Annotated in this window: 16 protein-coding genes and 1 pseudogene; 10 read left to right on the plus strand and 7 right to left on the minus strand. The window is 61.0% G+C overall.

What is annotated here, in order from left to right; all coding sequences use genetic code 11:
• Positions 1-125: 125 nt before the first annotated feature.
• From BMX62_RS13415 to BMX62_RS11120, 4 genes and pseudogenes are all read left to right on the plus strand, one after another.
• A pseudogene (locus BMX62_RS13415) lies at positions 126-271 on the plus strand (IS200/IS605 family transposase); the annotation flags it as partial.
• Positions 272-332: 61 nt separating this feature from the next.
• On the plus strand, positions 333-1,436 hold the full coding sequence (pglZ, locus tag BMX62_RS11110; protein WP_090208865.1) for a BREX-1 system phosphatase PglZ type B: 1,104 nt from the start codon (positions 333-335) through the stop codon (positions 1,434-1,436).
• Positions 1,437-1,650: 214 nt separating this feature from the next.
• Positions 1,651-2,124 carry a ribosomal protein S18-alanine N-acetyltransferase gene (rimI, locus tag BMX62_RS11115; protein ID WP_090208868.1) on the plus strand — a complete coding sequence of 158 codons (474 nt, stop codon included), beginning with the start codon at positions 1,651-1,653 and terminating at the stop codon, positions 2,122-2,124.
• A 73-nt stretch (positions 2,125-2,197) separates the two neighbouring features.
• Complete coding sequence (locus tag BMX62_RS11120) at positions 2,198-6,268, plus strand: chemotaxis protein CheB (protein ID WP_090208871.1); 4,071 nt, start codon at positions 2,198-2,200, stop codon at positions 6,266-6,268.
• On the opposite strand, the gene BMX62_RS11125 is transcribed toward BMX62_RS11120, so the two are convergent.
• A complete protein-coding gene (locus BMX62_RS11125) occupies positions 6,241-9,327 on the minus strand; it encodes an ATP-binding protein (RefSeq protein ID WP_090208874.1) in 3,087 nt (1,028 codons plus the stop codon). The two genes, BMX62_RS11120 and BMX62_RS11125, sit on opposite strands and share 28 nt — an antisense overlap.
• Positions 9,328-9,515: 188 nt before the next feature.
• On the opposite strand from BMX62_RS11125, the gene BMX62_RS11130 reads away from it, so the two are divergent.
• From BMX62_RS11130 to BMX62_RS11150, 5 genes are all read left to right on the plus strand, one after another.
• Complete coding sequence (locus tag BMX62_RS11130; RefSeq protein WP_090208878.1) at positions 9,516-9,956, plus strand: hypothetical protein; 441 nt, start codon at positions 9,516-9,518, stop codon at positions 9,954-9,956.
• Positions 9,957-9,998: 42 nt separating this feature from the next.
• On the plus strand, positions 9,999-10,607 hold the full coding sequence (locus BMX62_RS11135) for an RNA polymerase sigma factor (RefSeq protein WP_238375974.1): 609 nt from the start codon (positions 9,999-10,001) through the stop codon (positions 10,605-10,607).
• Entirely contained in the window at positions 10,597-10,980 is a 384-nt protein-coding gene (locus tag BMX62_RS11140) for a hypothetical protein (RefSeq protein WP_090208882.1), read from the plus strand. The genes BMX62_RS11135 and BMX62_RS11140 overlap by 11 nt, the downstream gene beginning before the upstream one ends.
• Positions 10,977-11,447, plus strand: a complete 471-nt coding sequence (locus tag BMX62_RS11145; protein ID WP_162273541.1) for a DUF3106 domain-containing protein — start codon at positions 10,977-10,979, stop codon at positions 11,445-11,447. Before BMX62_RS11140 ends, BMX62_RS11145 begins: the two co-directional genes overlap by 4 nt.
• A 71-nt stretch (positions 11,448-11,518) precedes the next feature.
• Positions 11,519-13,114, plus strand: coding sequence for a peptide chain release factor 3 (locus tag BMX62_RS11150; RefSeq protein ID WP_090208888.1), 1,596 nt, complete (start codon positions 11,519-11,521; stop codon positions 13,112-13,114).
• Here BMX62_RS11150 and BMX62_RS11155 read toward each other — a convergent pair.
• The 4 genes from BMX62_RS11155 to BMX62_RS11170 form a co-directional block, all read right to left on the minus strand.
• A complete protein-coding gene (locus tag BMX62_RS11155) occupies positions 13,104-14,015 on the minus strand; it encodes a diguanylate cyclase domain-containing protein (RefSeq protein WP_238375975.1) in 912 nt (303 codons plus the stop codon). The two genes, BMX62_RS11150 and BMX62_RS11155, sit on opposite strands and share 11 nt — an antisense overlap.
• 33 nt (positions 14,016-14,048) lie before the next feature.
• Complete coding sequence (locus BMX62_RS11160) at positions 14,049-17,495, minus strand: PAS domain-containing hybrid sensor histidine kinase/response regulator (RefSeq protein WP_090208897.1); 3,447 nt, start codon at positions 17,493-17,495, stop codon at positions 14,049-14,051.
• A 155-nt stretch (positions 17,496-17,650) separates the two neighbouring features.
• Positions 17,651-17,848 (minus strand): YjfB family protein, encoded by a 198-nt coding sequence (locus BMX62_RS11165; protein WP_090208900.1) that lies wholly within the window; start codon positions 17,846-17,848, stop codon positions 17,651-17,653.
• 152 nt (positions 17,849-18,000) lie between these two features.
• On the minus strand, positions 18,001-18,306 hold the full coding sequence (locus tag BMX62_RS11170) for a hypothetical protein (protein ID WP_090208903.1): 306 nt from the start codon (positions 18,304-18,306) through the stop codon (positions 18,001-18,003).
• Positions 18,307-18,349: 43 nt separating this feature from the next.
• On the opposite strand from BMX62_RS11170, the gene BMX62_RS11175 reads away from it, so the two are divergent.
• The gene (locus BMX62_RS11175; protein WP_090208906.1) at positions 18,350-18,943 is read left to right on the plus strand and encodes an NUDIX domain-containing protein; all 594 of its coding nucleotides are present in this window, start codon (positions 18,350-18,352) and stop codon (positions 18,941-18,943) included.
• A 75-nt stretch (positions 18,944-19,018) separates the two neighbouring features.
• Here BMX62_RS11175 and acs read toward each other — a convergent pair whose 3' ends face one another.
• Positions 19,019-20,962 carry an acetate--CoA ligase gene (gene acs / locus BMX62_RS11180; protein ID WP_090208910.1) on the minus strand — a complete coding sequence of 648 codons (1,944 nt, stop codon included), beginning with the start codon at positions 20,960-20,962 and terminating at the stop codon, positions 19,019-19,021.
• 186 nt (positions 20,963-21,148) lie between these two features.
• The gene (locus tag BMX62_RS11185) at positions 21,149-22,189 is read right to left on the minus strand and encodes a DUF294 nucleotidyltransferase-like domain-containing protein (protein ID WP_162273542.1); all 1,041 of its coding nucleotides are present in this window, start codon (positions 22,187-22,189) and stop codon (positions 21,149-21,151) included.
• Positions 22,190-22,222: the final 33 nt, after the last annotated feature.

Below are 22,222 nucleotides of genomic sequence, written 5' to 3' on the forward strand. Positions count from 1 at the left end.
CGGTTCACTCCGTTCAAGCGGGTCAAGGCGATCTTGCTGGAACGGACTGAGCGCCTCCGGTTGGGACTGCTCAACCAGGACTCCAGTTGCTCGCCCAAACCCGGGCGCTATCAACGGAGAGCGAATCACCGAAGGTGCGGTTCTTGAATCCCCATATTCCGCGCTTGAGCAAGAGCGCCGCGCTGTGGTCGAGATCGTATTTCGCTTGTAGCGCGGGGTGACTATCGAAACGTTGAAAGCCTATGCTCAGGGGCAGAAGACACAAAAATAGGGCCGCTTGCGCGGCCCCCGCTTACATCCCCGCCCGAGTGGGCGAGGGTTCACGCGGGTTTTTGCTGAACGGGCTGCTGCAGCTTGATCCGGCCAAGGTCCGCTTGGGTATCACACACCTTGAGAGCCACCATGCGGAGCGCCGTGACTGGGTATGGCATGCCCTGGGCATGGCGCCCCTGGCGGGCGTGCTGCAGCATCTGGCCGAGGTCGCCAAAGCCACGTCAACCACGTTCTCCGGTACTGATCCCGAGGAGATGGCGAGCCAGTATCGGGACCACTATTGGCGTGCGGATGATCACGCTCTGCGCGCATTGGCCTATCCGCTGACTTCTGGGCAACAGGGTTTGGTGCAAGGCCTTCTGGATTTGATCTATACCCCTTGGCTGGATGGCATCACACGCAACTTTCAGAACCTGGTGCGCAGCAAGGGCTATCCGGGCCTGGGTCGTGCCAACGAAGCCACGGCGGATTATGCCATGGCGGGTGAGGCGGTATTTTTTGTCGATGGCCTGCGCTTTGATACGGCCCAGCGCTTGAGCGAGAAGCTGCAAGGCCTGGGCGACATCCAGCTTGGGTCGAGCTGGGCGGCATTGCCTTCCGTGACGGCGACGGCCAAGGCGGCGGTAACGCCCGTGCATGATCGCTTGACCGGGCGAGTGACGGATCGGGATTTTGAACCGAGCCTTGCGGATGGTGACAAGGACTTTTCCGCCCACCATCTTCGCAGGCTGCTGCACGAGAAAGGCTGGCAATACCTGGAAGAAGGTGATGCCGGTGATCCTTCGTCGAATGCCTGGCTGCAAAGTGGCGATATCGACAAGGAAGGCCATGTTAAAGGTCTGAAACTGGCTGCTCGCATCGATACCTTGCTGGATGAGGTGGTCGAGCGAAGCGAGGAACTGATGGCCGCCGGCTGGCGGAAGATCCGCATTGTCACCGATCACGGCTGGGTACTCACCCCCCGGCCGATGTCGAAAGTGGATTTGCCCAAGCACCTGACCGAAACCCGTTGGAGCCGTTGCGCGGTCATCAAGGACTCTGTGGATACGGGCTATCAGCAAGTGGGCTGGTACTGGAACAGTGCCGTCAGTATCGCCATGGCGCCTGGTGTCTGCAGCTTCAAGGCCGGCCAGCACTATGACCACGGCGGCTTGAGCTTGTAGGAGTGCCTGACGCCCGTGATTGAAATCCGCAGTGCACAGTCAGCCGTTTAGGAGGCGAATAGGTCAACGTTCGGCTCCGGCCAGAATGGCCTTGCCTGCTTTGAGGATGTTCTTTGGTAACTATTCAGGTGGCATCGGATAGCCTGTCGCCAACGAACTGATTTTTTTGGCATAGTGTACCTGATCCTTATAGTTGCGGAACGGATAGTTTCCCATGTCCACAGTGACCACCACCATGACGTCATTGCAGTTACGCCCCATGCGGGTTCAAGACCTGGACACCGTCATGGACATCGAACCCAGGGCCTATGAGTTTTACTGGTCCGAGGGCATTTTTCGCGACTGCCTGCGGGTGGGACATGCCTGCTGGGTGCTCACCACGGCTCATCTCGACGAGTTGATGGGTTACGGGGTGATGTCCGTGGCGGTGGGGGAATGTCATCTGCTCAATCTGACCATCCGCCCCGAACGCCAGGGCCAGGGGTTGGGGCGTCATCTGCTGCAGGCCCTGCTGGAGATTGCCAAGGCACGGAATGCCCAGATCGCTTTTCTGGAAGTGCGCCCTTCCAATGAGGCCGCCATCGCCCTTTATCGTTCCCTGGACTTTAACGAGGTGGGTGTACGCAAACGCTATTATCCAGCCAGAGAGGGTCGGGAGGATGCCCTGCTGATGGCGCGGACGCTTTAGGTGCTGCTGGCTTGGAAAGCGGCAGTGAAGGCTATAGGATCAGCGTTCATCGTAGAGAGGTTGCCCGTCTGTCATGGAACGTAAAGATCAATCGGCCCGGACTCTGGTGGGCATCGGTGCTTCGGCGGGGGGTATCGAGGCCCTGAGCCGGCTGGTGCGCACCCTGTCGGACCAGACCGGACAGGCCTACGTGGTGGCCCAGCACCTGTCACCGGATTACCAAAGTATGCTGACGGAGATTCTGTCCAGGGAAACCCGCTTGCCGGTGATTTCCCTGACCGATGATACCCGGCCTCAGCCCGACACCCTGTATATCACCCCGGCAGCCTTCAATGTGCTGTTTGAGGACGGCTGTCTGCGGCTGCGACAGGCCAGCACCCGAGGCATTCCCAAGCCTTCCGTAGACCTGTTATTTCGCTCCCTGGCCCTGGAACTGGGAGATCATGCCGTGGGGGTGATCCTGTCCGGCACCGGTTCTGACGGCGCCGATGGCATTACCGCCATCAAGCAGGCCGGCGGCCGGGTGTTTGCCCAGGACGAGGCCAGCGCCAAATATCCGGGAATGCCCCAGGCGGCGGTGGCCACCGGGCTGGTGGATGCCATCCTGACGCCGGAGGAAATTGCCGCCGCCCTGGCCCATACCGACCGTCTGCTGCCCACAGAGCAGACGCCACGCCCGGAGGATCTGGGGGACCCAGGTGAACTGGATCGCATCTTGCGGTTGGTGAGAAACCGCACCGGGGTGGATATCAGTCAGTACAAGGAGGCCACCATGCTGCGCCGTCTGCAGCGGCGTCTGGCCCACGGCGGTTGTGAGACCTTGTCCCAATATCTGGAATATCTGCACGATCATCCCGATGAACCCGAGGCGCTGGTGCGAGAATTACATATCCTGGTCACCAGTTTTTTCCGGGACGAGGCTGCTTTCAAGGGGTTGGGCCAGGCGCTCAATGAATTGGTGAGAAAAAAACCAGCGGGTGAACCCTTGCGCATCTGGGTGCCCGGCTGTGCCACCGGTGAGGAAGCCTACTCTATTGGCATTTTGATCCATGAGGCTTTGCGCAGCAGTGCCCAGGATCTCAAACTGCAAATCTATGCCACCGATGTGGACCTGGATGCCCTGGCCCAGGCCCGGCGCGGGTTATATTCCGCTGGTGCCCTGGAAGTGCTGGACCCCGGCTGGTTGCAACGCTATTTCACCCGTAGCCGGGAACAGTTCCGGGTCAGTCAGGTGCTGCGGGATTCCATTGTGTTTGCCCGGCACGACCTGATGAAAGATCCGCCTTTTTTACATCTGGATCTGGTCAGTTGTCGCAACCTGCTCATTTATCTCAAATCTCCCATGCAGGATCGGGTATTTGAGAGCTTTCACTACGCCTTGCGGGTGGGGGGACTGCTGTTTTTGGGGCGTTCTGAAACCCCCAGTGGCCGATCCCGCCTGTTTACTCCAGTGTCCAAGCTGGCCCGTCTGTACCGGCGGGAACCGGGAGAATCCCGCTATATCGCCTCCGGACGCAGTCACTCAGGTATCACCGCCAATGCCGTGGGTCGAGGGCGAGCCGGAGCCGCCAGCCGTGAATTGCAGCGGATTCTGGATGCGATACTGGAGGCCTATGTCCCACCGGGGTTGGTGGTGGATGAGCAACTGGATATTCGCCGGATCATGGGCAATGCGGGGGAATTTCTCAGTCATGGGGCCGGGCAGACCAGTCTCAACGCCCAGGAACTGTTACCCCGGCCCCTGGCCCTGGATTTGCGGGCGCTGGTGGCCCGGGCCAAGCGTACCGGCGCCGCTGCCATGGGGCATCGGGTACGTCTGGACGACGAGGATGGTGATCTCAAGCCCATACGCCTGGCGGTGCGGCCTTTGCTGGCCCAGGATGACGAAGACCTGTTTTTGGTGATGTTTGAGTCCGTATCCGGGGAACAGGAGATCACACTGGATCAGGACGATATCCTGCAGGTACCACAGGATGCCGATGCGGTACAGGCCCTGGAGCACGAACTGATCGCCACCCGGGAGCATCTGCAGACCGTGGTGGAAGAACTGGAAACCACCAACGAGGAATTACAGTCAGCCAACGAGGAACTGCAATCCACCAACGAGGAACTGCAGTCGGCTAACGAGGAACTGGAAACCTCCAACGAAGAACTGCAGGCGACCAACGAAGAATTATTCACGGTCAATCAGGAGCTGCAGGGCAAAACCGAGGAACTGGCCACACTCAACACCACCTTGCGTAACGTCAAGGACAGTTTGCCTTATGCCCTGTTGGTGGTGGATTGCAATTTGTGCATCTCCTTGATCAATCCTAGGTCCACCAGCTTGTTTGGGGTCACTGATGGGGATCTGTCCCGTCCCCTGATGGCCATTGAAGGGCTGCGTTGTTTGCCCGAATTGATCGAGCATGTGCAGCGGGTTCTGGACACAGGCCAGCCGGTGCAGACCCAGATCAGCCTGCCTTCGGAACACCTGATGCGGGTACAGCCCTTCACCGACAAGGCGGGCCGTCATAGCGGCGCGGTCGTGACCTTCTGGGATAATGCCGAGATTCTGGTGGCCCACCGGGCATTGCGGGAAAGTGAGTCCCGGTTGCGGCAAATTCTCGATAAATCACCCCTGTGGGCCTATGTAAAAGATCGGGCCGGCGCCTATAAGATGGTCAGCCAGCGCTTCCTCGGTGGCCTGGGACTGACATCCGAGCAGGTGATCAGTCATGTGGATGAGGAATGCCTGCCCCCGGAAATCACCCGGTTGTTCCGGCAGGCGGATCATGAAGCCATGTGCCGGGACGATGTGCTGGAACGGGAACACCATCTGGTCCTGGAATCGGGGACGGTGGTGTTGCTGGCTCAGCATTTTGCCTTGAGGGATGAAAAGGGGCTGGCCTATGCCGCCTGTATGAAGGCCCTGGATATCACCCAGCGCAAAGGTGACGAATGTCGTCTGGCCCTGGCCAGGGATCAGGCCGAGCAGGCCAACCGGGCCAAGAACGAGTTTCTTTCCCACATGAGCCACGAGTTGCGCACGCCCCTCAATGCCATTTTGGGGTTTAGCCAGATTCTGGAACATGAATGTGCCGATGACCCGGATCTGACCGAAGCGGTACAGGAAATCCTCCGGGCCGGCTGGCATCTACTGGCCCTGATCAATGATATTTTGGACCTGTCCATGCTGGAAAGCGGGCGCCTGAATGTGCAGCTACATGGTGTTGTTGTCGTGGATGTGCTGCAGGAATGTATCACCACCCTGCGTCAGGCCGCCCAGGACAAGGGGGTGACCGTGACCCTGACGGAGGAGACGGCAACCTCCACCTGCCGGGTCTGGGCGGACCCCACCCGATTGCGTCAGGTGCTGATCAATCTCATCTCCAATGCCATCAAGTACAACCGGCCCCAGGGCACGGTGACCCTGAGTGCCAGCGCCCAGGGGGGGCGGGTCTTGATCCAGGTGGCCGATGATGGCCTGGGTATGGACGAGGAACAGCTGGCCAACCTGTTTCATCCCTTTGTGCGGTTGAGTCGCCATGTCTGCAATGAGGACGGCATCGGCATCGGGTTATCCCTGTCCCGCCGTCTGGTGGAGATGATGGCCGGGGATATTCGGGTGGAGAGTACACCGGAGCAGGGCAGTCTCTTTACCCTGGACCTGCCTGAGGACAGCCAGCAGACCAGCGATGAAGCGCTGGCATGTACTGACAAGATCCATGTCTCTGATCCGGGGATGTCAGGGGGCATTGCCGCCGGCCAGCCCCGGCAGTTGCGGATTTTGTATGTGGAGGACAATCCCGCCAACCTGCGGCTGGTGCGTCGGCTGCTGGCAGATCATACCGGCGTACACCTGCTGGAAGCGGAAACCGGAACCGCCGGACTGGAACTGGCCCGGACTGAATTGCCGGGGCTGATCCTGCTGGATTTGAACCTGCCGGACCTGCATGGTTTCGAGGTGCTGGGACAGTTGCGGGCCGACCGGCGCACTGCGGGAATTCCGGTGGTGGCGGTGAGTGCCGACGCGGGAGAGTTACGGGTCACCGAGGCCCTGGAGCGGGGTTTTTGCACCTATGTGGAAAAACCCTTCCGCACGGAAGTCCTCGACGAGGTATTGGCCACGTTCGGTCAGCGCCGCGGGGTATCCTCCGATTGAGGTGCAGGCCGATGGTCCACCTGATCATCCAGCAGCACATCCACCGTTTGCAGGAACAGGGGAATATCCAGGGGCTTGGTCAGGTAGGCATCAAAGCCTGCCGCCCGGCCTCGTGCCATATCCCGTTCGGTGGCAAAGGCGGTCACGGCAATCACCGGGATTCTGGTGGTATGGGGATTGGCCCGCAACTGCCTGAGTACCTGATAGCCGTCCAGTTCCGGCATGTTGATGTCCAGCAGGATCAGATCCGGTTGATGGGCACTGGCCAGTTCAAGTCCCAGTCGGGGATTGGGGGAATTGAGTAACTGCAATTGGCCGTGGTGACGCAGCATCTGGGCCACCAGACGGATGTTGGCCGGATTATCGTCGATGTGCAAGATGGTGTGTGCGGCCTGGGTGAGGGGATCTTGACTGTCGCTGGCCGTTGCCGGGCCGGATGCCTCGTCGTCTGGGAGGATGGTGCCTCTGGGCAGATGGACCATGAAGGTGCTGCCCTGTCCCGGTTCGCTTTTCACTTCAATGGTGCCGTCCATGGTTTCCACCAGTCGCCGGGAAATGGCCAGTCCGATCCCGGTCCCCTCGGTTTCCAGCGGGTTGGCATCCAGCCGGTTGAAGGGCTGAAACAGCTCCTTCATGCGTTCCGGGGCAATACCCTGACCGGTGTCTTTCACCGTGACCATGACCTGATGCCCATTGGGTGATACCGTGGCCCGAATTTCCAGCAGGCCCTGACTGCGGTTGTACTTGATGCCATTGGAGAGCAGATTGATCACAATCTGTTTGAGGCGCAGGGGATCGGCCAGGGCCACGCAGTCCGGGGGGCAGTCCTGTTGAATCTGGATCTGCCGTTCCCTGGCCAGGGGACGCACCAGGGTAATACATTCATCCATGATGGCCTCCAGGGGCACGTTCTCCAGGGACAGTTCAATACGTCCCGATTCCACCGCGGCCAGATCCAGCACCTGATTGATCAATCCCAGCAGATGCCGGCCACCCCGAAGGATTTCCTGCACCTGTTCCTGTTGCTCCTGGGTCAGGGCCGGGTCAATTTCCAGCAACTGGGCAAACCCCAGCACCGCATTCATGGGGGTGCGCAGTTCGTGACTCATGCTGGAGAGAAATTCGGATTTGGCCTGGCTGGCCCGTTCCGCTTCCTCCTTGGCATCCCGCAGGGCAATTTCGTTCCGCTTGAGTTCGGTGATATCCAGGTGACTGATCACCAGCCGCCGCTGCTGTCCGGTGTCATGGGTCAAAGGTGTGACGCGGATCATGTAGGTGGCAGAGTCAAGATGATACTCGTCCTCGTAGAGGTTCAGTGCGCCGCTCATGACCCGGCGCATACCTGCAGCGATCCGCTGGGCCTCCACATGTCCCTGGGCGGCGGCCCGGTCACAGATCTCCAGGTAGTTCATGCCCTGTGACACCCGTTCTTTTGGGGCCTTGTCGGCGTGGGCAAAATGTATCCAGGAGCGATTGACCGCAATAATGGTGCCGGTGCTGTCAAGGACGCAGATATTGGCCTGCAATGAGTCGATAATGGCCTGGGTAAAGGTCCGGGCTTCGGTTTGCTGTCTTTGAAATTCCGCTTCCCTGGCCTTGCGCTGGCGTTCCCGCCCCATGTGGTGCAGGGCATTGGAAAGATCTGCCATCACGCCTTTGAGCAGGTCCACCACCTGGGGGGTAAAGTGGTGGGGGTCGGTAGCCAGGAAGCTGACCATGGCCATCAATTCATCGCCGACGAACAGGGGAAAATGTCCGGCGCTGGTGATGCCTTCCTGTGCGCTCCAATGTCGCCATGCCCTGGGGACCGAGGGGGCGGCACAGTCTTCCTGAATCAGAGGGTGCCCGTGAATGACGGTCCAGGGCCGTTCTCGCAAGGTTTCCCAGAGGGTGTCCAGGGGAATCGCTGCCCGTGGATTGGGGGCCAGGCCATGATGGACCCGGATTTTTGGTGTCTTGCCCGGGGCCGGTGGATCGATGAACAGGCAGGCTCTAAACCCTCCCTGTTCAACGGCGATGCGGGCAGTGGTGTGTAGCAAAGGGGTGTCATCTTCCAGCCGGGTGATGGCCTGATTGACTTCGGTGCGGGTGCGATACAGCCGTGTGACCTGAGCCAACTGGTCCTGGGCCTGCTTGCGGGCGGTAATGTCCCGATTGACCCCCCGCCGGCCCAGATAAACGCCTCGCTCATCGACGATGGCCTGACATTGGTGTTCGATGTGCCGTAACTGTCCGTCGGGGCGCCGCAGGGTGAACACCATGGTGACATGGGTGGCTGCACAGCCCTGATCGATGTCATTCAGATGGTGCTGCCAGCGGTCCCTGTCCTCTGGAATCAGCAGGCGCAGCATCAGTTCCGGGTCTTCCTTGAACGCCTGGGGCGGGTAGCCACTGATCTCCTTGCAGCCAGGGGAGACATAGACATATTGACCGTCCGTCCCATACCAGTAATCCCAGTCGGGAGAATAATCGGCTGCGATGCGGTAGCAGGTTTCCCGTTCCTTGAGTTGTTCATGGGCGGTCTGCAAGGCGGCTTCGTGGCGCATTCGCTCGGTGAGGTCCACCACGGCGCAAGAAAACTCACAGGGCCGGTTTTCCCGTCCCGGTAGCCGGGCAATGTGCAGTTCAGCGGGGAAGTAGGCGTCTTCATGGCGGGCAGACCGCAACTGAATCTGGTAGATGTGGGCATGGCCCTGATGTTCTGCCTGTAATAGCGCCTGGTTGAGCCGGATTTCTGCCGCCGGATGGACCAGACGGCGGAGTAAATAATGCCGGCAGGGCTGCATCTGCAGGCCAAAACAGGCTTCGGCCATCTGATTGGTTTCGATGATCAGGCCGTGGCGATCCACCACCAGGGCTGCCATGGGCAAAGCGCCGAAAAAGGCGCTGTAGGTGTCCAGCAGACGCTGGTTGATCACCTGGGCTTCTCTGAGCTCCCGGTTTTGCTGTTCCAGTTCCTGCTGGGCTTCGGCCATCAGGTGCTGAACCTGCTCGATATCCCCCTCCTGGATGGCATCGACCAGATAGGCGATGGGTTGAGGAGGTGTCTCTTCAGGCATGGTGCCTTCTTCGCTGGTGAGGATGAACGAGGGATGACGGAGCAGGATTTTATCAACTCCCGTACCCAGGTACAGAAATAATCCGCGCCAATGTGGATATTTTCCGCGTCAACCGATGGCCGGTATGAACGTATTGCAGGGTAAGGGCTGAATAGTGGATTCAACCCACAATCAACTGGAGAGACATCATGCCTGTATATTCATCATCCTGTTACCGTCGTGTGTCAGGTCCGACAGCGGCCCTGTTGACGGGGGCCGTGGCGCTGACCCTGTCCCTGGGCGCCTTGGCCGCAGGGCCGGGCACCCTGGAACGGGACGGCCCCCGGCAGGTATGCCGGGATCTGAGTGGCGAAGCCTTTGAAGCCTGTCGGGACGGGATACAGGCGGCCCGTGAGGCGCGGCGGGGACAGCAGCTTGCAGCCAACAACGATCGCCCCAGGGAAGGACGGCTTCAGCAGGAGGGTCGTGGTGCTGGAGACCGCCCCCGAATGACCGACGAGGAACGGGAAACCCGACGGGCCGAGAGGGAGGAGCGCCGTGGTCATGGGGGGAACATGACTTCGGGGGGCCGCGGCGAGATGGGAGGCCGTGGTGAAAGGGGTGGCATGGGTGACCAGCGGCGTGATTAAGGGCATCTGCCTTTTTATCCTGGTTGATCACCGGAGCAATCCATGATGCCCACACTGACCTGGTGGATGGCGCATCACGATGGGGCACCGGCCCCATCGCCGTCATCCGTCGCCGCTTCTCCCCCGTCCCTGGAGCAGTTTCTCTGCCAGGTGCAGGGACGGGGAGTGCGTATGGCAGCCCTGGCCCTGGGGGATCGGGAGGCGGCGCTGGATGTGGTGCAGGACACCCTGACTGCCCTCATCAGCCGTTATCGGGATCGGCCCGCCGCGGCCTGGGAGCCGCTGTTCTGGCGCATCCTGCAGACCCGGATCCGGGATGTGTACCGGCGTCGCCGGGTGCGGCAGCGGGTGATGGCGGTGCTGGGTCTGGGGGATGAGTCCCAGGAAGACCCGATGCTCACCTTGCCGGATACCTTCACCCCCGGCCCGGATCAGTCACTGGAGGATGGCCGGTTTGCCGTGGACCTGGAATCGGCCCTGAGACAACTGCCCCTGCGACAGCAGCAAGCCTTTTTACTGCGCCATTGGGAGGGACTGGATACCGCCGCCACGGCGGCAGCCCTGAATATCAGCGAAGGCAGTGTTAAAACCCATCTGCACCGTGCCCTGCAGAGTCTGCGACAGCATCTGGAGGCTTATCATGAGTTCTGAAGACCACAAGGCGGCACCCTGGCTGGCTCGGGTCCGGCAGACCCTTGACCGTCAGACCGATCTGTCACCCCAGGAGGAAAGACGACTGCACCGTGCCCGCCAGGAAGCCTTTGCCAGGGCCACCAGGGCCAGGGGCTGGCCCCGGTGGATGACAGACACCGGCAGAGGGGGATCATGGCGGCCCGTGGGGGGGCTGGCGGTAGCGGCTTCGGTAACACTGGCGGTGGTGATGGTGCTCAATCCGGGGACCATGCACCACCCGCCCTTGCCGGTGGCTTTGGCGGAGCTGGAGGACATCGAATGGGTGCTGGATGAGGGGTTCTGGGTGGATGATCCGGCATTTTTGCAATGGGTGATGGAGGAGTCGGGATGAATCGGTACCTGCCTGTTTTTATGCTATGTCTGCTGCTGGGGCTGCCGGTCTGGGTGTCGGCCACTTCGGCTGAGTCTGCGCCGGACTGGTCACAGCTTGGCCGTAGTGAGCGGGCCGTGCTGGCACCATTGGCAGAACGCTGGGATACCATGCCGCCACAGCGGCGACAGCATCTGTTGCACATTGCCGAACGCTGGCAGGAGATGACGCCCGAACAGCGTGACCGCTTCAGCGGTAATCTGCAGCGCCTTGAGTCACTTTCTCCAGAGGAACGGCGACAATTGCGGGAGCAGCGCAGGGCGCTGCAAACCTTGCCCGAGGAGGCACGGGGCCAGCATCAAAAACGGCTGGAACATTTCCAGCGGTTGCCCCCGCAAGAACGGGAACGACTCCGGGAGCGTTGGTTGCAGATGACCCCGGAAGAACGTCAGGCCATCCGGGAGCGCAGCGGACCCCCTGGACAGTGATGCCCGCAATCCTTGGGCCATCCTGCCATCTGTCGTAGAATGGCCGGTTTTACCCACAGGCCGTGCCGCCCATGCCCTCCAGATACGCCACTGAAACCGCCCGCCGCCGTACCTTTGCCATCATTTCCCACCCGGATGCGGGCAAGACCACGGTGACCGAAAAGCTGCTGCTGTTCGGGGGTGCTATCCAGTTGGCGGGGACCGTCAAGGGCCGCAAGGCAGCCCGGCACGCCACCTCGGACTGGATGGAACTGGAAAAGCAGCGGGGCATTTCCGTGACCTCCTCGGTGATGCAGTTCCCCTACAAGGACCGTATCGTCAACCTGCTGGATACCCCCGGTCACCAGGACTTCTCCGAGGACACCTATCGCACCCTCACCGCGGTGGACTCGGCCCTGATGGTCATCGACGTGGCCAAGGGGGTGGAGGAACGCACCATCAAGCTGATGGAGGTGTGTCGCCTGCGGGATACCCCCATCATGACCTTCATCAACAAGCTGGACCGGGAAGGCCGCGAGCCCATCGAACTGCTGGATGAAGTGGAGGATGTGCTCAAGATCCAATGTGCCCCGGTGACCTGGCCCATCGGCATGGGCAAGCGTTTCAAGGGGGTTTACCATCTCAAACGGGATGTGGTGCATCTGTTCTCGCCCACCCACGGCGGCAAGATTCAGCAGGGGGAGACCATCCAGGGTCTGGACAATCCCCGTCTGGACGAAGTGTTGGGCAGTCAGGCAGAGGAACTGCGGGAGGAGCTGGAACTGGTCATGGGGGCGTCCCATCAGTTTGACAAGGACGAGTACCTGGCCGGGCGGCAGACGCCGGTATTTTTTGGTTCAGCCATCAACAACTTCGGCATCCAGGAGCTGCTGGATGACTTTGTCGAGCACGCCCCCCCGCCCCAACCTCGCCCCACCGAGATCCGGAAGGTGTCCCCGGAGGAGGAGACCTTTTCCGGTTTCGTGTTCAAGATCCAGGCGAACATGGACCCCCAGCACCGGGACCGGATTGCTTTTTTGCGCATCTGCTCGGGCACCTTCACCAAAGGCATGAAGCTCAACCATGTGCGTATCCAGCGGGATGTGCGCATCTCCGATGCCCTGACTTTTCTGGCCTCGGACCGGGAGCATCTGGAAGAAGCCTACCCAGGGGATATCATCGGCTTGCATAACCACGGCACCATCCGTATCGGTGATACCTTCACCCAGGGCGAGGCCCTGGCCTTCACCGGGATTCCCAACTTCGCCCCGGAATTGTTCCGACGCGCCCAGTTGCGCGACCCCCTGAAAATGAAACAGTTGCACAAGGGGCTACAGCAGCTCTGTGAGGAGGGGGCAACCCAGTTATTCCGGCCACTGACCAACAATGACCTGATCCTCGGTGCGGTGGGTATATTGCAGTTCGATGTGGTGGCCCATCGTCTGAAATCCGAATACAACGTGGACGCCGCTTTCGAGACGGTTTCGGTGCAGACCGCCCGCTGGGTCACCTGCGAGGACGAGCGCAAGCTGGAGCAGTTCAAGGACAAGGCTGCCGCCAACCTGGCCATCGACCATGGCGGTGATCTGGTATACATCGCGCCCACCCGGGTGAATCTGCAGATGGCTATGGAGAAATGGCCGGAGGTGACCTTCAGTGCCACCCGGGAGCATGGGATCAGTCAGTGATTGGCGAGGCGTAGCCGGATTCGTGGTGGTACCGGTTGCGTCCCGCCTGCTTGGCCAGGTAGAGGGCGTCGTCGGCGGATTTTTTCAGGGTTTCCGGGTTGGTTTTCGGGGTCCGTGCCGAATGGGTGGCCCCGCCGATGCTCACGGTCACATGGGGGGCCACATCGGATAACCCATGGGGAAGCTGAAGGGATCGGACCGCTTCAAGCAGGGACTCGGCCAGATGCCGGCAACCTGTCTCGTCGGTGCCCGGTAACAGGGCCACGAATTCCTCGCCGCCGTAACGGGCCAGCAGATCGGAAGTCCTGGACAGGGTCTGGGCCATGGCCTGCGCCACCCGCTTGAGACATTCATCTCCGGCGCCGTGGCCGTAGTGGTCGTTATAGGGCTTGAACTGGTCAATGTCGATCATCAACAGTGACAGGGGCTGACCATCCCGCCGTGCCCGGCCCCATTCTTCGGCAAGTTTTTGATCAAACTTGCGCCGGTTGGGGATTTCCGTCAGGCCATCCTGAAGGGAAATTTTTTCCAGCATGTCGGTCTTGAGCTTGAGGGTCACCTGATTGCGGACCCTGGCGCGAACAATGGCTGGACTAAAGGGCTTGGAAATATAATCCGCAGCCCCCAGGTTCAAACCCTTTTCCTCGTCCTCCACATCATCCAGGGCGGTAACGAAGATCACCGGAATGGATCGGGTGGCCTCGTCATCCTTGAGTCGGCGGCAGGTGTCGTAACCATCCATGCCGGGCATGACGATATCCAGCAGGATCAGATCCGGGGGAGATTCGCCCCGGGCCATGACCAGTGCTCTTTCGCCACTGGTGGCGGTCAGGATGCGATAGTCCACCTTGAGCAGGGAAGCCAGGGCGTGAATGTTGGTGGGTTGATCGTCAACGATCATCACGGTCGCTTTTTTTTCCGGCACTGCCAAACCTCATGAAAAATCGATGCCAGCCTCCCTGGCCAGCCGTTCCAGACAGGCTGTTGCACCCTCATGATCGAAACGATCCACCCGTTCCATCAGTTCCCGGGTCATTTGGGCATCAACCTGCGCTTCAAAATACCCCCTGACTCGCAGCAGCTGTGCGTCATCTACCAGTTCGCCCAAGGAGAGGGTGTGTAGCAGGGATTTTATATCTTCCGCCAGAGTGTGGGCATCTGGGGGTTGGGGGTCGGCTGACGGCATGGCCTCTGGTATCCGGGTCACCTCGGGCAGAATGGCCAACTGTTCCCGGACCTGCCTGAGAGCCCCAAGAAAATTTTGGGTATCGGCCGGGGAAAGAGAAGACCGGCTTTGGCATCTGTGTTCCAGGGATTCGGTTGCCTCGGCCAATGTCCGGGCGCCCACCAGGGCCGCCAGCCCCTTGAGGGTATGAAGCATGCGCCCCGTGGTGGCATCCTGCAACTGATCCACCTTTTCCAGGACGGCCAGTTCTCCATCCAGTTGCTGTGCAAACTGTACCAAAGCCCGTTGATACAGGGCCTGGTCATTGCCGAAGCGTTTGAGTGCGGCCGCCGTGTCAAACCCCTTGAGGGTCATTTCCGCTGCCGTTCGGCCTGGTTCCGGGGTCACGTGGGTGGCAACGGACCCGGCCTCATGGGTCGGCACCAGCCAGTGCTGCAATGTGTTCAGCAGGGCCTGGGTGTCGATGGGTTTGGCCAGATGGTCGTTCATGCCGGCGGCCCGGGCCTGTTCCCGGTCGTCTTCCATCACCGCCGCCGACAGGGCGATGATGGGCAGATGGGGATACTGTTTGCGAATCTGGCGGGATGCCTCGAACCCGTCCATGACCGGCATCTGCAGGTCCATCAACACCAAATCCACCGGATGTTGCATCGCCCGTTCCACCGCTTCCTGGCCATCATTGGCCAGAATCACCCGAACTCCGGTCTTGTTGAGGATGCCTTTGGCCACTTCCTGGTTGAGGATGTTGTCCTCCACCAGCAATACGGTATGCCCTTTAAAACACGGAGGCGCGTGGCGGTTGATGGCTGGGGCCATGTCCGTCTGTGCCGTCATGGCTTGCCCCATGGCCTGCAGCAGGGTCCGGGGGGTGACCGGCTTGCTCAAAAAGGCGCTGAAGCGATCCGAATAGGGGGCCAGATCCTCCTGGCTGTAGGCACTGACAATCAGGGCCGGCAAGGCTCTGGGTTCCAGTTCTCCCTGCCTGCGCAATGTCTCCAGCCGGTCCAGGGCCTGAATGCCGTCCAGGCCACCGGGCATTTTCCAGTCCATGAGGACCAGTTCAAAGGGAGTGCCAGCCCGTTCTGCCATTTTGATGGCCTCGATGGCGGTCTCGCCGCTATTGGCCTGGCAGGTCTGGAAATGCTGCTTTTCCAGTATATCGACCAGGACGGCGCGGGCGGCGTCGTGATCATCCACCACCAGAACCCGGGCGCCGGGCCGCAGGGCTGGGGACGTTTCTGGCTGATCCTGATCCGGCACCAGGGGCAGGGTCAGTTCGAACCGGAAGGTACTGCCAGCACCCGGTATGGATTCCAGGGTCAGGGGGGCGCCCATGCCATCCAGCAGCTTGCGACAGATGACCAGTCCCAGCCCGGTACCGCCGTATTTACGGGTGGTGGAGGTGTCGGCCTGGGAGAAGGGCTGAAACAGTCGGGTCTGTTGTTCGGCGCTGATCCCGATGCCCGTGTCAATCACCTGAAAACGCAGGCTCAGGTTGTCGGTGGTACGGTCCAGTTCCTGGATGGACAGCATCACCTGTCCCTGCTCGGTAAATTTGATGGCGTTACCCAACAGATTGGTCAGCACCTGTCCCAGACGCAGGGCATCCCCCTTGACGATGGCCGGTTCCCGGATGTTCAGTTCAAAGACCAGTTCGATGCCTGCCTCATCGGCTGCCGGGGCAAACAGGGTGCGCATCTGATCGAGCAGATCTTCGATACGAAATGGCTGACAGTCCAGTTCCAGCTTGCCGGCCTCGATCTTGGAGTAATCCAGGATGTCGTTGATGATGCCCAGGAGCATGCGGGAGGAGTCCCGGATCTTGCCCAGATAATCCCGCTGCTTGTGGGTCAGGGGGGTGTCCAGTAACAGTTCGCTCAGCCCGATCACCGCATTCATGGGGGTGCGGATTTCATGGCTCATGTTGGCCAGGAACTGGCTCTTGGCCTGATTGGCCCGCTCGGCGGTTTCCTGGGCCTGTTTGATGTGGGTCAGGTCATTGTAGACGGCCACCACCTCGCCGGAAGATAGTCTGAAGACGGTATTTTCCCGCCAGGCCATGAGTTGGCCGTCATTGTAGAAGGCGGTGGGCAGATAGACCGACTCCCCGGTTCGGGCCACCTGGCGAAACACGTCCAGCAGCCCCATGGCTTCAACGCCGGGAAAGCACGCCGTCACCCGCCGCCCGATCACGTCCTCCCGGCGGGTCTGATCCATCCGCTCGGCAGTGGGGTTGTAGTCGGTGAAGATGAAATCCTGTCCCCCATCCACTGGCTGGTAAACAGCCACGCCACTGCCGGTTTTTTCGAAAATGCCCCGGAAGCGCTCCCGCTCGTTCTCCAGGGCCTGTCGGGCATGGGTGGCCTCGGTGATATCCAGGTCGCTGCCCCGATAGCCCAGAAGGATGCCCTGTCCATCCACCAGTGGGAAACCGTGGGTGGACATCCAGAGCATGTGCCCCTGCTTGTGCATCATGGGATTGATGTATCCCTGGAGTATTTCTCTGCGGTCAAAGGCTTGAAAGGCCTGGGCCTTGAAGTCTTCGCGACCCTCTGCCGGGTGCAATTCGTAGAACCGGACCCGGCCCACCAGTTCCTCCGGGTCGTAGCCCCAGACGGCTTTTGCCACCTGACTGACATAGACGTAGAGGCCCTGGGCATCCACCTCCCAGGTGACAGTGCGGCTCTGGGCGGCCAGTCGTTGCAACCATTCTTCTCGATCCTTGATGGCCTGCTGGGCCTGTTTGAGCTGGGATATATCCTCGTTGACCCCCACCACCCGGGTGGCCCGGCCCTGTTGGTCGCGGATGACCCGGGCCAGACCGCGCAGGGTACGAATGTCTCCATCGCGGGGGCGGCGGACGCGGATCTGTACATCAAAGGGGGTGTCTTGCTGGATCAGATTCTGGAAAGCGGCCTGGGTCGAGGGCAGGTCATCGGGGAGCACCAGGGCCGCCCAATCCTCGAACCGGCCCTTGAAATCCTTCGGGTCGACGCCGTAGAGGGTGTGCATCTGGGAATCCCAGAGCAGGCGGTCGTGCTCGATATCGTAATCCCAGATCCCCAGCCCCGCCACTTCGGTGGCCAGTTGCAACCGCTTTTCCTGCAGGGAGTCCTGCAGGGGGGGCGAGGATGTGGTGCCGGGTTCCAGTGGATGTCCCCGGAACAGCATGTTGCGAAGTTTCTTAAAGAACATCCTCGCCTCGGCAAGATGGTCGATAGATATTGACGATGGTAACCAAACTTGCGCCGCTTGTGACTGGAAGTTGCCCAAGGGCGGGCAGGGAATGTGGGAATTTGCGGGATGGAAGGGGCCGGGCAACCCGGCCCCCAGGGCCTGATAGGGGAGGTTCAGGCTGTGGTATTGATGGTATTACCCAGATTGGGAGGGAGTGCGGTGCTGCCGGCATCCGGCAGGGCCTCCACCAGGGCCAGGGCGCTTTGGGCCTGGGTGTCCATGGCCTTTTTGAGGACTGCCATGCCCAGATCCTGGTTCAGTTGTTGCTGGGACATCTGGGTGGCCAGATTGGCAACTGCGTTGACGTCCATAATAAAACACCTTTGGGTTATGAATGTCCGAGGCACCTGCAAAAGGCCCCTCAGTCAGGAAGTCGGCAGATTAACCGCAGACTTGAGGGTTGGATCAGCAATCATTGGCAGATGTTCCCTGGTATTGCCACACAGGGTGTCCACGGCAGGACTCACGGTAGCCGATGTTCTGCCTGCAGCGCCTCCCGGATCCGGCCCGACAGAGGCTCTCCTGCCATCGCCGCGATCACGGGATGAATGTCGGTGGCCTGGTCATTGAGTACCGGCAGGGTGAAGGTCTGCAGTACCCGCCGGTGGGGTTCCCCATGTTGGTCCGGCTGGATCACATGGTCGCCGTCCATCTGGCCCACCACCACCCGGGGGCCGGCCTCCAGAATTTCGATCACCTCGCAGTGGATGCCGTCCACCGTGGCCTCGCGGCCGATCAGGGATTCCAGTAATGTGAGCAGGTCTTTCATAAATGTGCGCCGGTATCCTTGCTGTCCATGGGGTTATGATTGCATGAAATGGGAAATACTCAAGTCCGAAGACCTCTATCGGGGCTTTTTCCGCCTGCGGCGTCTGCGTATCGCCCATGGTCGTTTTGCCGGTGGCGACCCGCTGGTCATCGAGCGGGAAGTGCTGGATCGGGGCCATGCGGTGGGGGTGCTGCCCTATGATCCCCTGCGGGATGAGGTGCTGCTGGTAGAGCAGTTCCGTGTGGGGGCGGTGGATTCACCTCATGGCCCCTGGTTGATGGAAATTGTTGCCGGTGTCATGGATACCGGAGAACAGGCCGAGGCGGTGGCCCGGCGGGAGGCGATGGAAGAAGCCGGTTGCCAGTTGCAGGCGCTGATTCATATCCATGACTATCATTCCACTCCTGGAGGCTGCTCAGAGCGGATTGCCCTGTTTGTGGGGCAGGCGGATCTGTCGGACGTGGGTGGGATTCACGGGTTGGCCCATGAGGGGGAGGATATCCGGGTTCATGTGCTGCCCGCGGAGGAGGCCTTCGACCGGCTGGACCGGATGCAGGTGGATAACGCCATGACCCTCATCGCCCTGCAGTGGCTACGATGGCATCGGGCCAGTCTGCGGGACCGTTGGAGCGATTGAAGCGGGTCCCATAAACAAGCACGGGGGCATGGCGATGCCATGCCCCCGCAGGTCATCCCTGATGCCTGAACGGAATTACTTGTTCAGGCGGTTGTCGATCAGGACGTTCACCACTTCCGGATCAGCCAGGGTGGAGGTATCCCCCAGGTTCTCCAGTTCGTTGGCGGCGATCTTGCGCAGGATGCGGCGCATGATCTTGCCCGAACGGGTCTTGGGCAGGCTGGGGGCGAACTGGATCAGGTTGATCTTGGCAATCGGCCCGATCTCGGTGCGCACCAGCTTCACCAGTTCATCGGCCAGGGCCTTGTCGCCTTCCTCGCCCGCCATCAGGGTGACGTAGGCGTAGATGCCCTGACCGGTGATGTCGTGGGGATAGCCCACCACCGCGGCCTCGGCCACCTTGGGATGCAGCACCAGGGCGGATTCGATCTCGGCGGTGCCCAGGCGGTGACCGGAGACGTTGAGCACATCGTCCACGCGACCGGTGATCCAGTAGTCACCACCTTCGTCACGACGGGCGCCGTCACCGGTGAAGTACAGACCTGGGTACATCTTGAAGTAGGTCTCGACGAAACGCTTGTGATCACCCCACAGGCTGCGCATCATGCTCGGCCAGGGATTTCTGATGCACAGGTTGCCTTCCGCCGGGGTCTCGGTGATCTCGTTGCCCTGGTCGTCCACCAGCAGGGGCTCCACGCCGAAGAAGGGCTTGGTGGCGGAGCCGGGCTTCATGTCCACGGCACCCGGCAGGTTGACGATCATGTGGGCGCCGGTCTCGGTCTGCCACCAGGTATCGACGATGGGGCAGCGGCCGTCACCCACGACCCGGTGATACCACTCCCAGGCCTCCGGGTTGATGGGCTCGCCCACGGTGCCCAGCAGGCGCAGGGTGGAGCGCTGGTGCTTGGTGACGAATTCGTCGCCGGCACCCATCAGCATGCGGATGGCAGTGGGAGCGGTGTAGAAAGTGGCGACGTTGTGCTTGTCGCACACCTGCCAGAAACGGCCGTTGTCCGGATAGTTGGGCACGCCTTCGAACATCAGGCTCTTGGCGCCGTTGGCCAGCGGGCCGTAGATGATGTAGCTGTGACCGGTGACCCAGCCCACGTCGGCGGTGCACCAGTAGACTTCGCCGTCCTTGTAGTCGAACACCAGCTTGTGGGTCATGGCTGCCTGCAGCAGATAGCCGCCGGTGGTGTGCATGACGCCCTTGGGCTTGCCGGTGGAGCCGGAGGTGTAGAGGATGAACAGCGGATCTTCGGCGTCCATCGGCTCGGCGGGGCAGTCGGCGGCGGCGGCGGCCACTTCCTCGTGGTACCACACGTCACGGCCTTCCTTCCATTCCACCGGTTCGCCGCCGCGCTTGACCACGACCATGGTGCTGATGCTGGGGCACTGGGCCGCGGCCTTGTCCGCGTTGCCCTTCAGGGGCACCTTGCGGCCGCCGCGCAGGCTCTGGTCGGAGGTGATGACCACCTTGGCCTCGGCGTCCTGGATCCGGTCCCGCAGGGCATCCGGAGAGAAGCCGCCGAAGACGATGGAGTGCACGGCGCCGATGCGGGCGCAGGCCAGCATGGCCACGGCGGCTTCGGGGATCATGGGCAGGTAGATGGAGACCCGATCACCCTTGCTGACGCCCTTGGCCTTGAGCACGTTGGCGAACTTGCAGACCTCGGCGTGCAGTTCACGGTAGGTGATGGTGCGGTCTTCGGAAGGATCGTCGCCTTCCCAGATGATGGCGGCCTGGTCACCCCGGGTATCCAGGTGGCGGTCCAGGCAGTTGTGGGCCACGTTCAGCTTGCCGCCCTTGAACCAGGTGACCCGGGCTTCGCCCTCGAAGTTGCCTTCCAGCACGGAATCCCAGGGCTGGAACCAGTCCAGGTAGGTCTTGGCCTGTTCGGCCCAGAAGGTGTTGGGGTCCTGTATCGACCGGCGGTACATGGACTCGTACTGTTCCAGGTTGACATGAGCGCTGGCGGCGAAGTCATTGGGTACTTGGCGAATATTTACTTCCGACATGGGTTCCTCCTCAAAAAAACCTCTGAAACATCGCTCACCCCCTATTTTTGGGGATGGTCAAAAATTGTGTTGCGGTTGCCACAGACCGTACTGCCCGTATTCTGTCGCCACCTTGCGCCCCTGGGTGCCGGGTTCAGCATAACCTGCAGTTATGTTTACTGCTACATTTGTGTGCAGCGACGCACCCTATTGAAGCAAAAAACTGGCGACCCGGCGACCCGTAGTGTCTTGAATGAGCCGCACCACCTGAAATGCTGCCCGCAGCCGGTGGCGGTCTTGCCGGGGCAAGGCTGCCATATCCAGGCGATTATCCGGTGGCCGGCCCTGGGTCAGATCATCAACCTGGCGCCGGGCGCGTATCAGGGTCATCCAGTCCCAGGCGGCGATCAAGTCCCGGCCACCGGCTTCACTCAGACGCCCACAGGCCATGGCCGCCTGGAGCCGCTCCCGGGTGCTCCGGACCATGACCCCATCGGTCAGGGCCAGCAGGCGGGCCAGGCTCACCACGGGAATGATACCGGCCCGCTTGATATTGAGCATGGATGACCCTCCAGTCCACCGAAACAGGGTGCCGCCGGGCAGCCAGCGAGGGGGGCGGTCCCGCAGGGCTTCCAGGGCCAGGGCTGCCATGAATCCCGTATGTTGCCGGGCCAGGGCAAGCACCCGATGATGCCAATGTTCCAGCAGTGTGCGATCTCCGTGGATGGTTCGCAGGTCCAGAAAATTCTGGGCCAGCATCACCGACTGCCGTTCCGGTTGTTTGATCCAGTCCCTGAAACGGGCTTCCCAGACATCCAGGGGTTGACGCCATCGGGGATTACGGGCCATCACCGCCCCGGCACATTGGGTAAATCCGCAGTGATCCAGGCCTGTGGTCACCTGTTCTGCCAGTTGACCGTAATAATGGCTGCTGGCCCGATCCACCGGCGCCGCCAGGATCAAGGCATTGTCCTGGTCTGTGTGTACAGTTTGCTCCCGACGCCCCTGGGAGCCGCAGGCAACCCAGGCATAGGGCATGGGCGGTGGTCCCAGGGCCATCTCTGCCAACTGGATAAAGCGCCCCGTGAAGGCATCTGCCAGGTCAGAGATGGCATGTCCCAGTACATGGGCATCGGCCCCGGTGCGGATCAGATGAATCTGCAGTACCGGAAGTTGCTGTCCCAGTTGTTCAAGATCGTGTCGTGACTCAGCCTCCTTGACCTGAACGATCAGCGTCTTTACATCCATCCGTCTCGTCTTCCGGGCTGGTGCGGGGAAACC

Source organism: Ectothiorhodospira magna (assembly GCF_900110965.1).
GTDB classification, from domain to species: Bacteria; Pseudomonadota; Gammaproteobacteria; order Ectothiorhodospirales; family Ectothiorhodospiraceae; genus Ectothiorhodospira; species Ectothiorhodospira magna.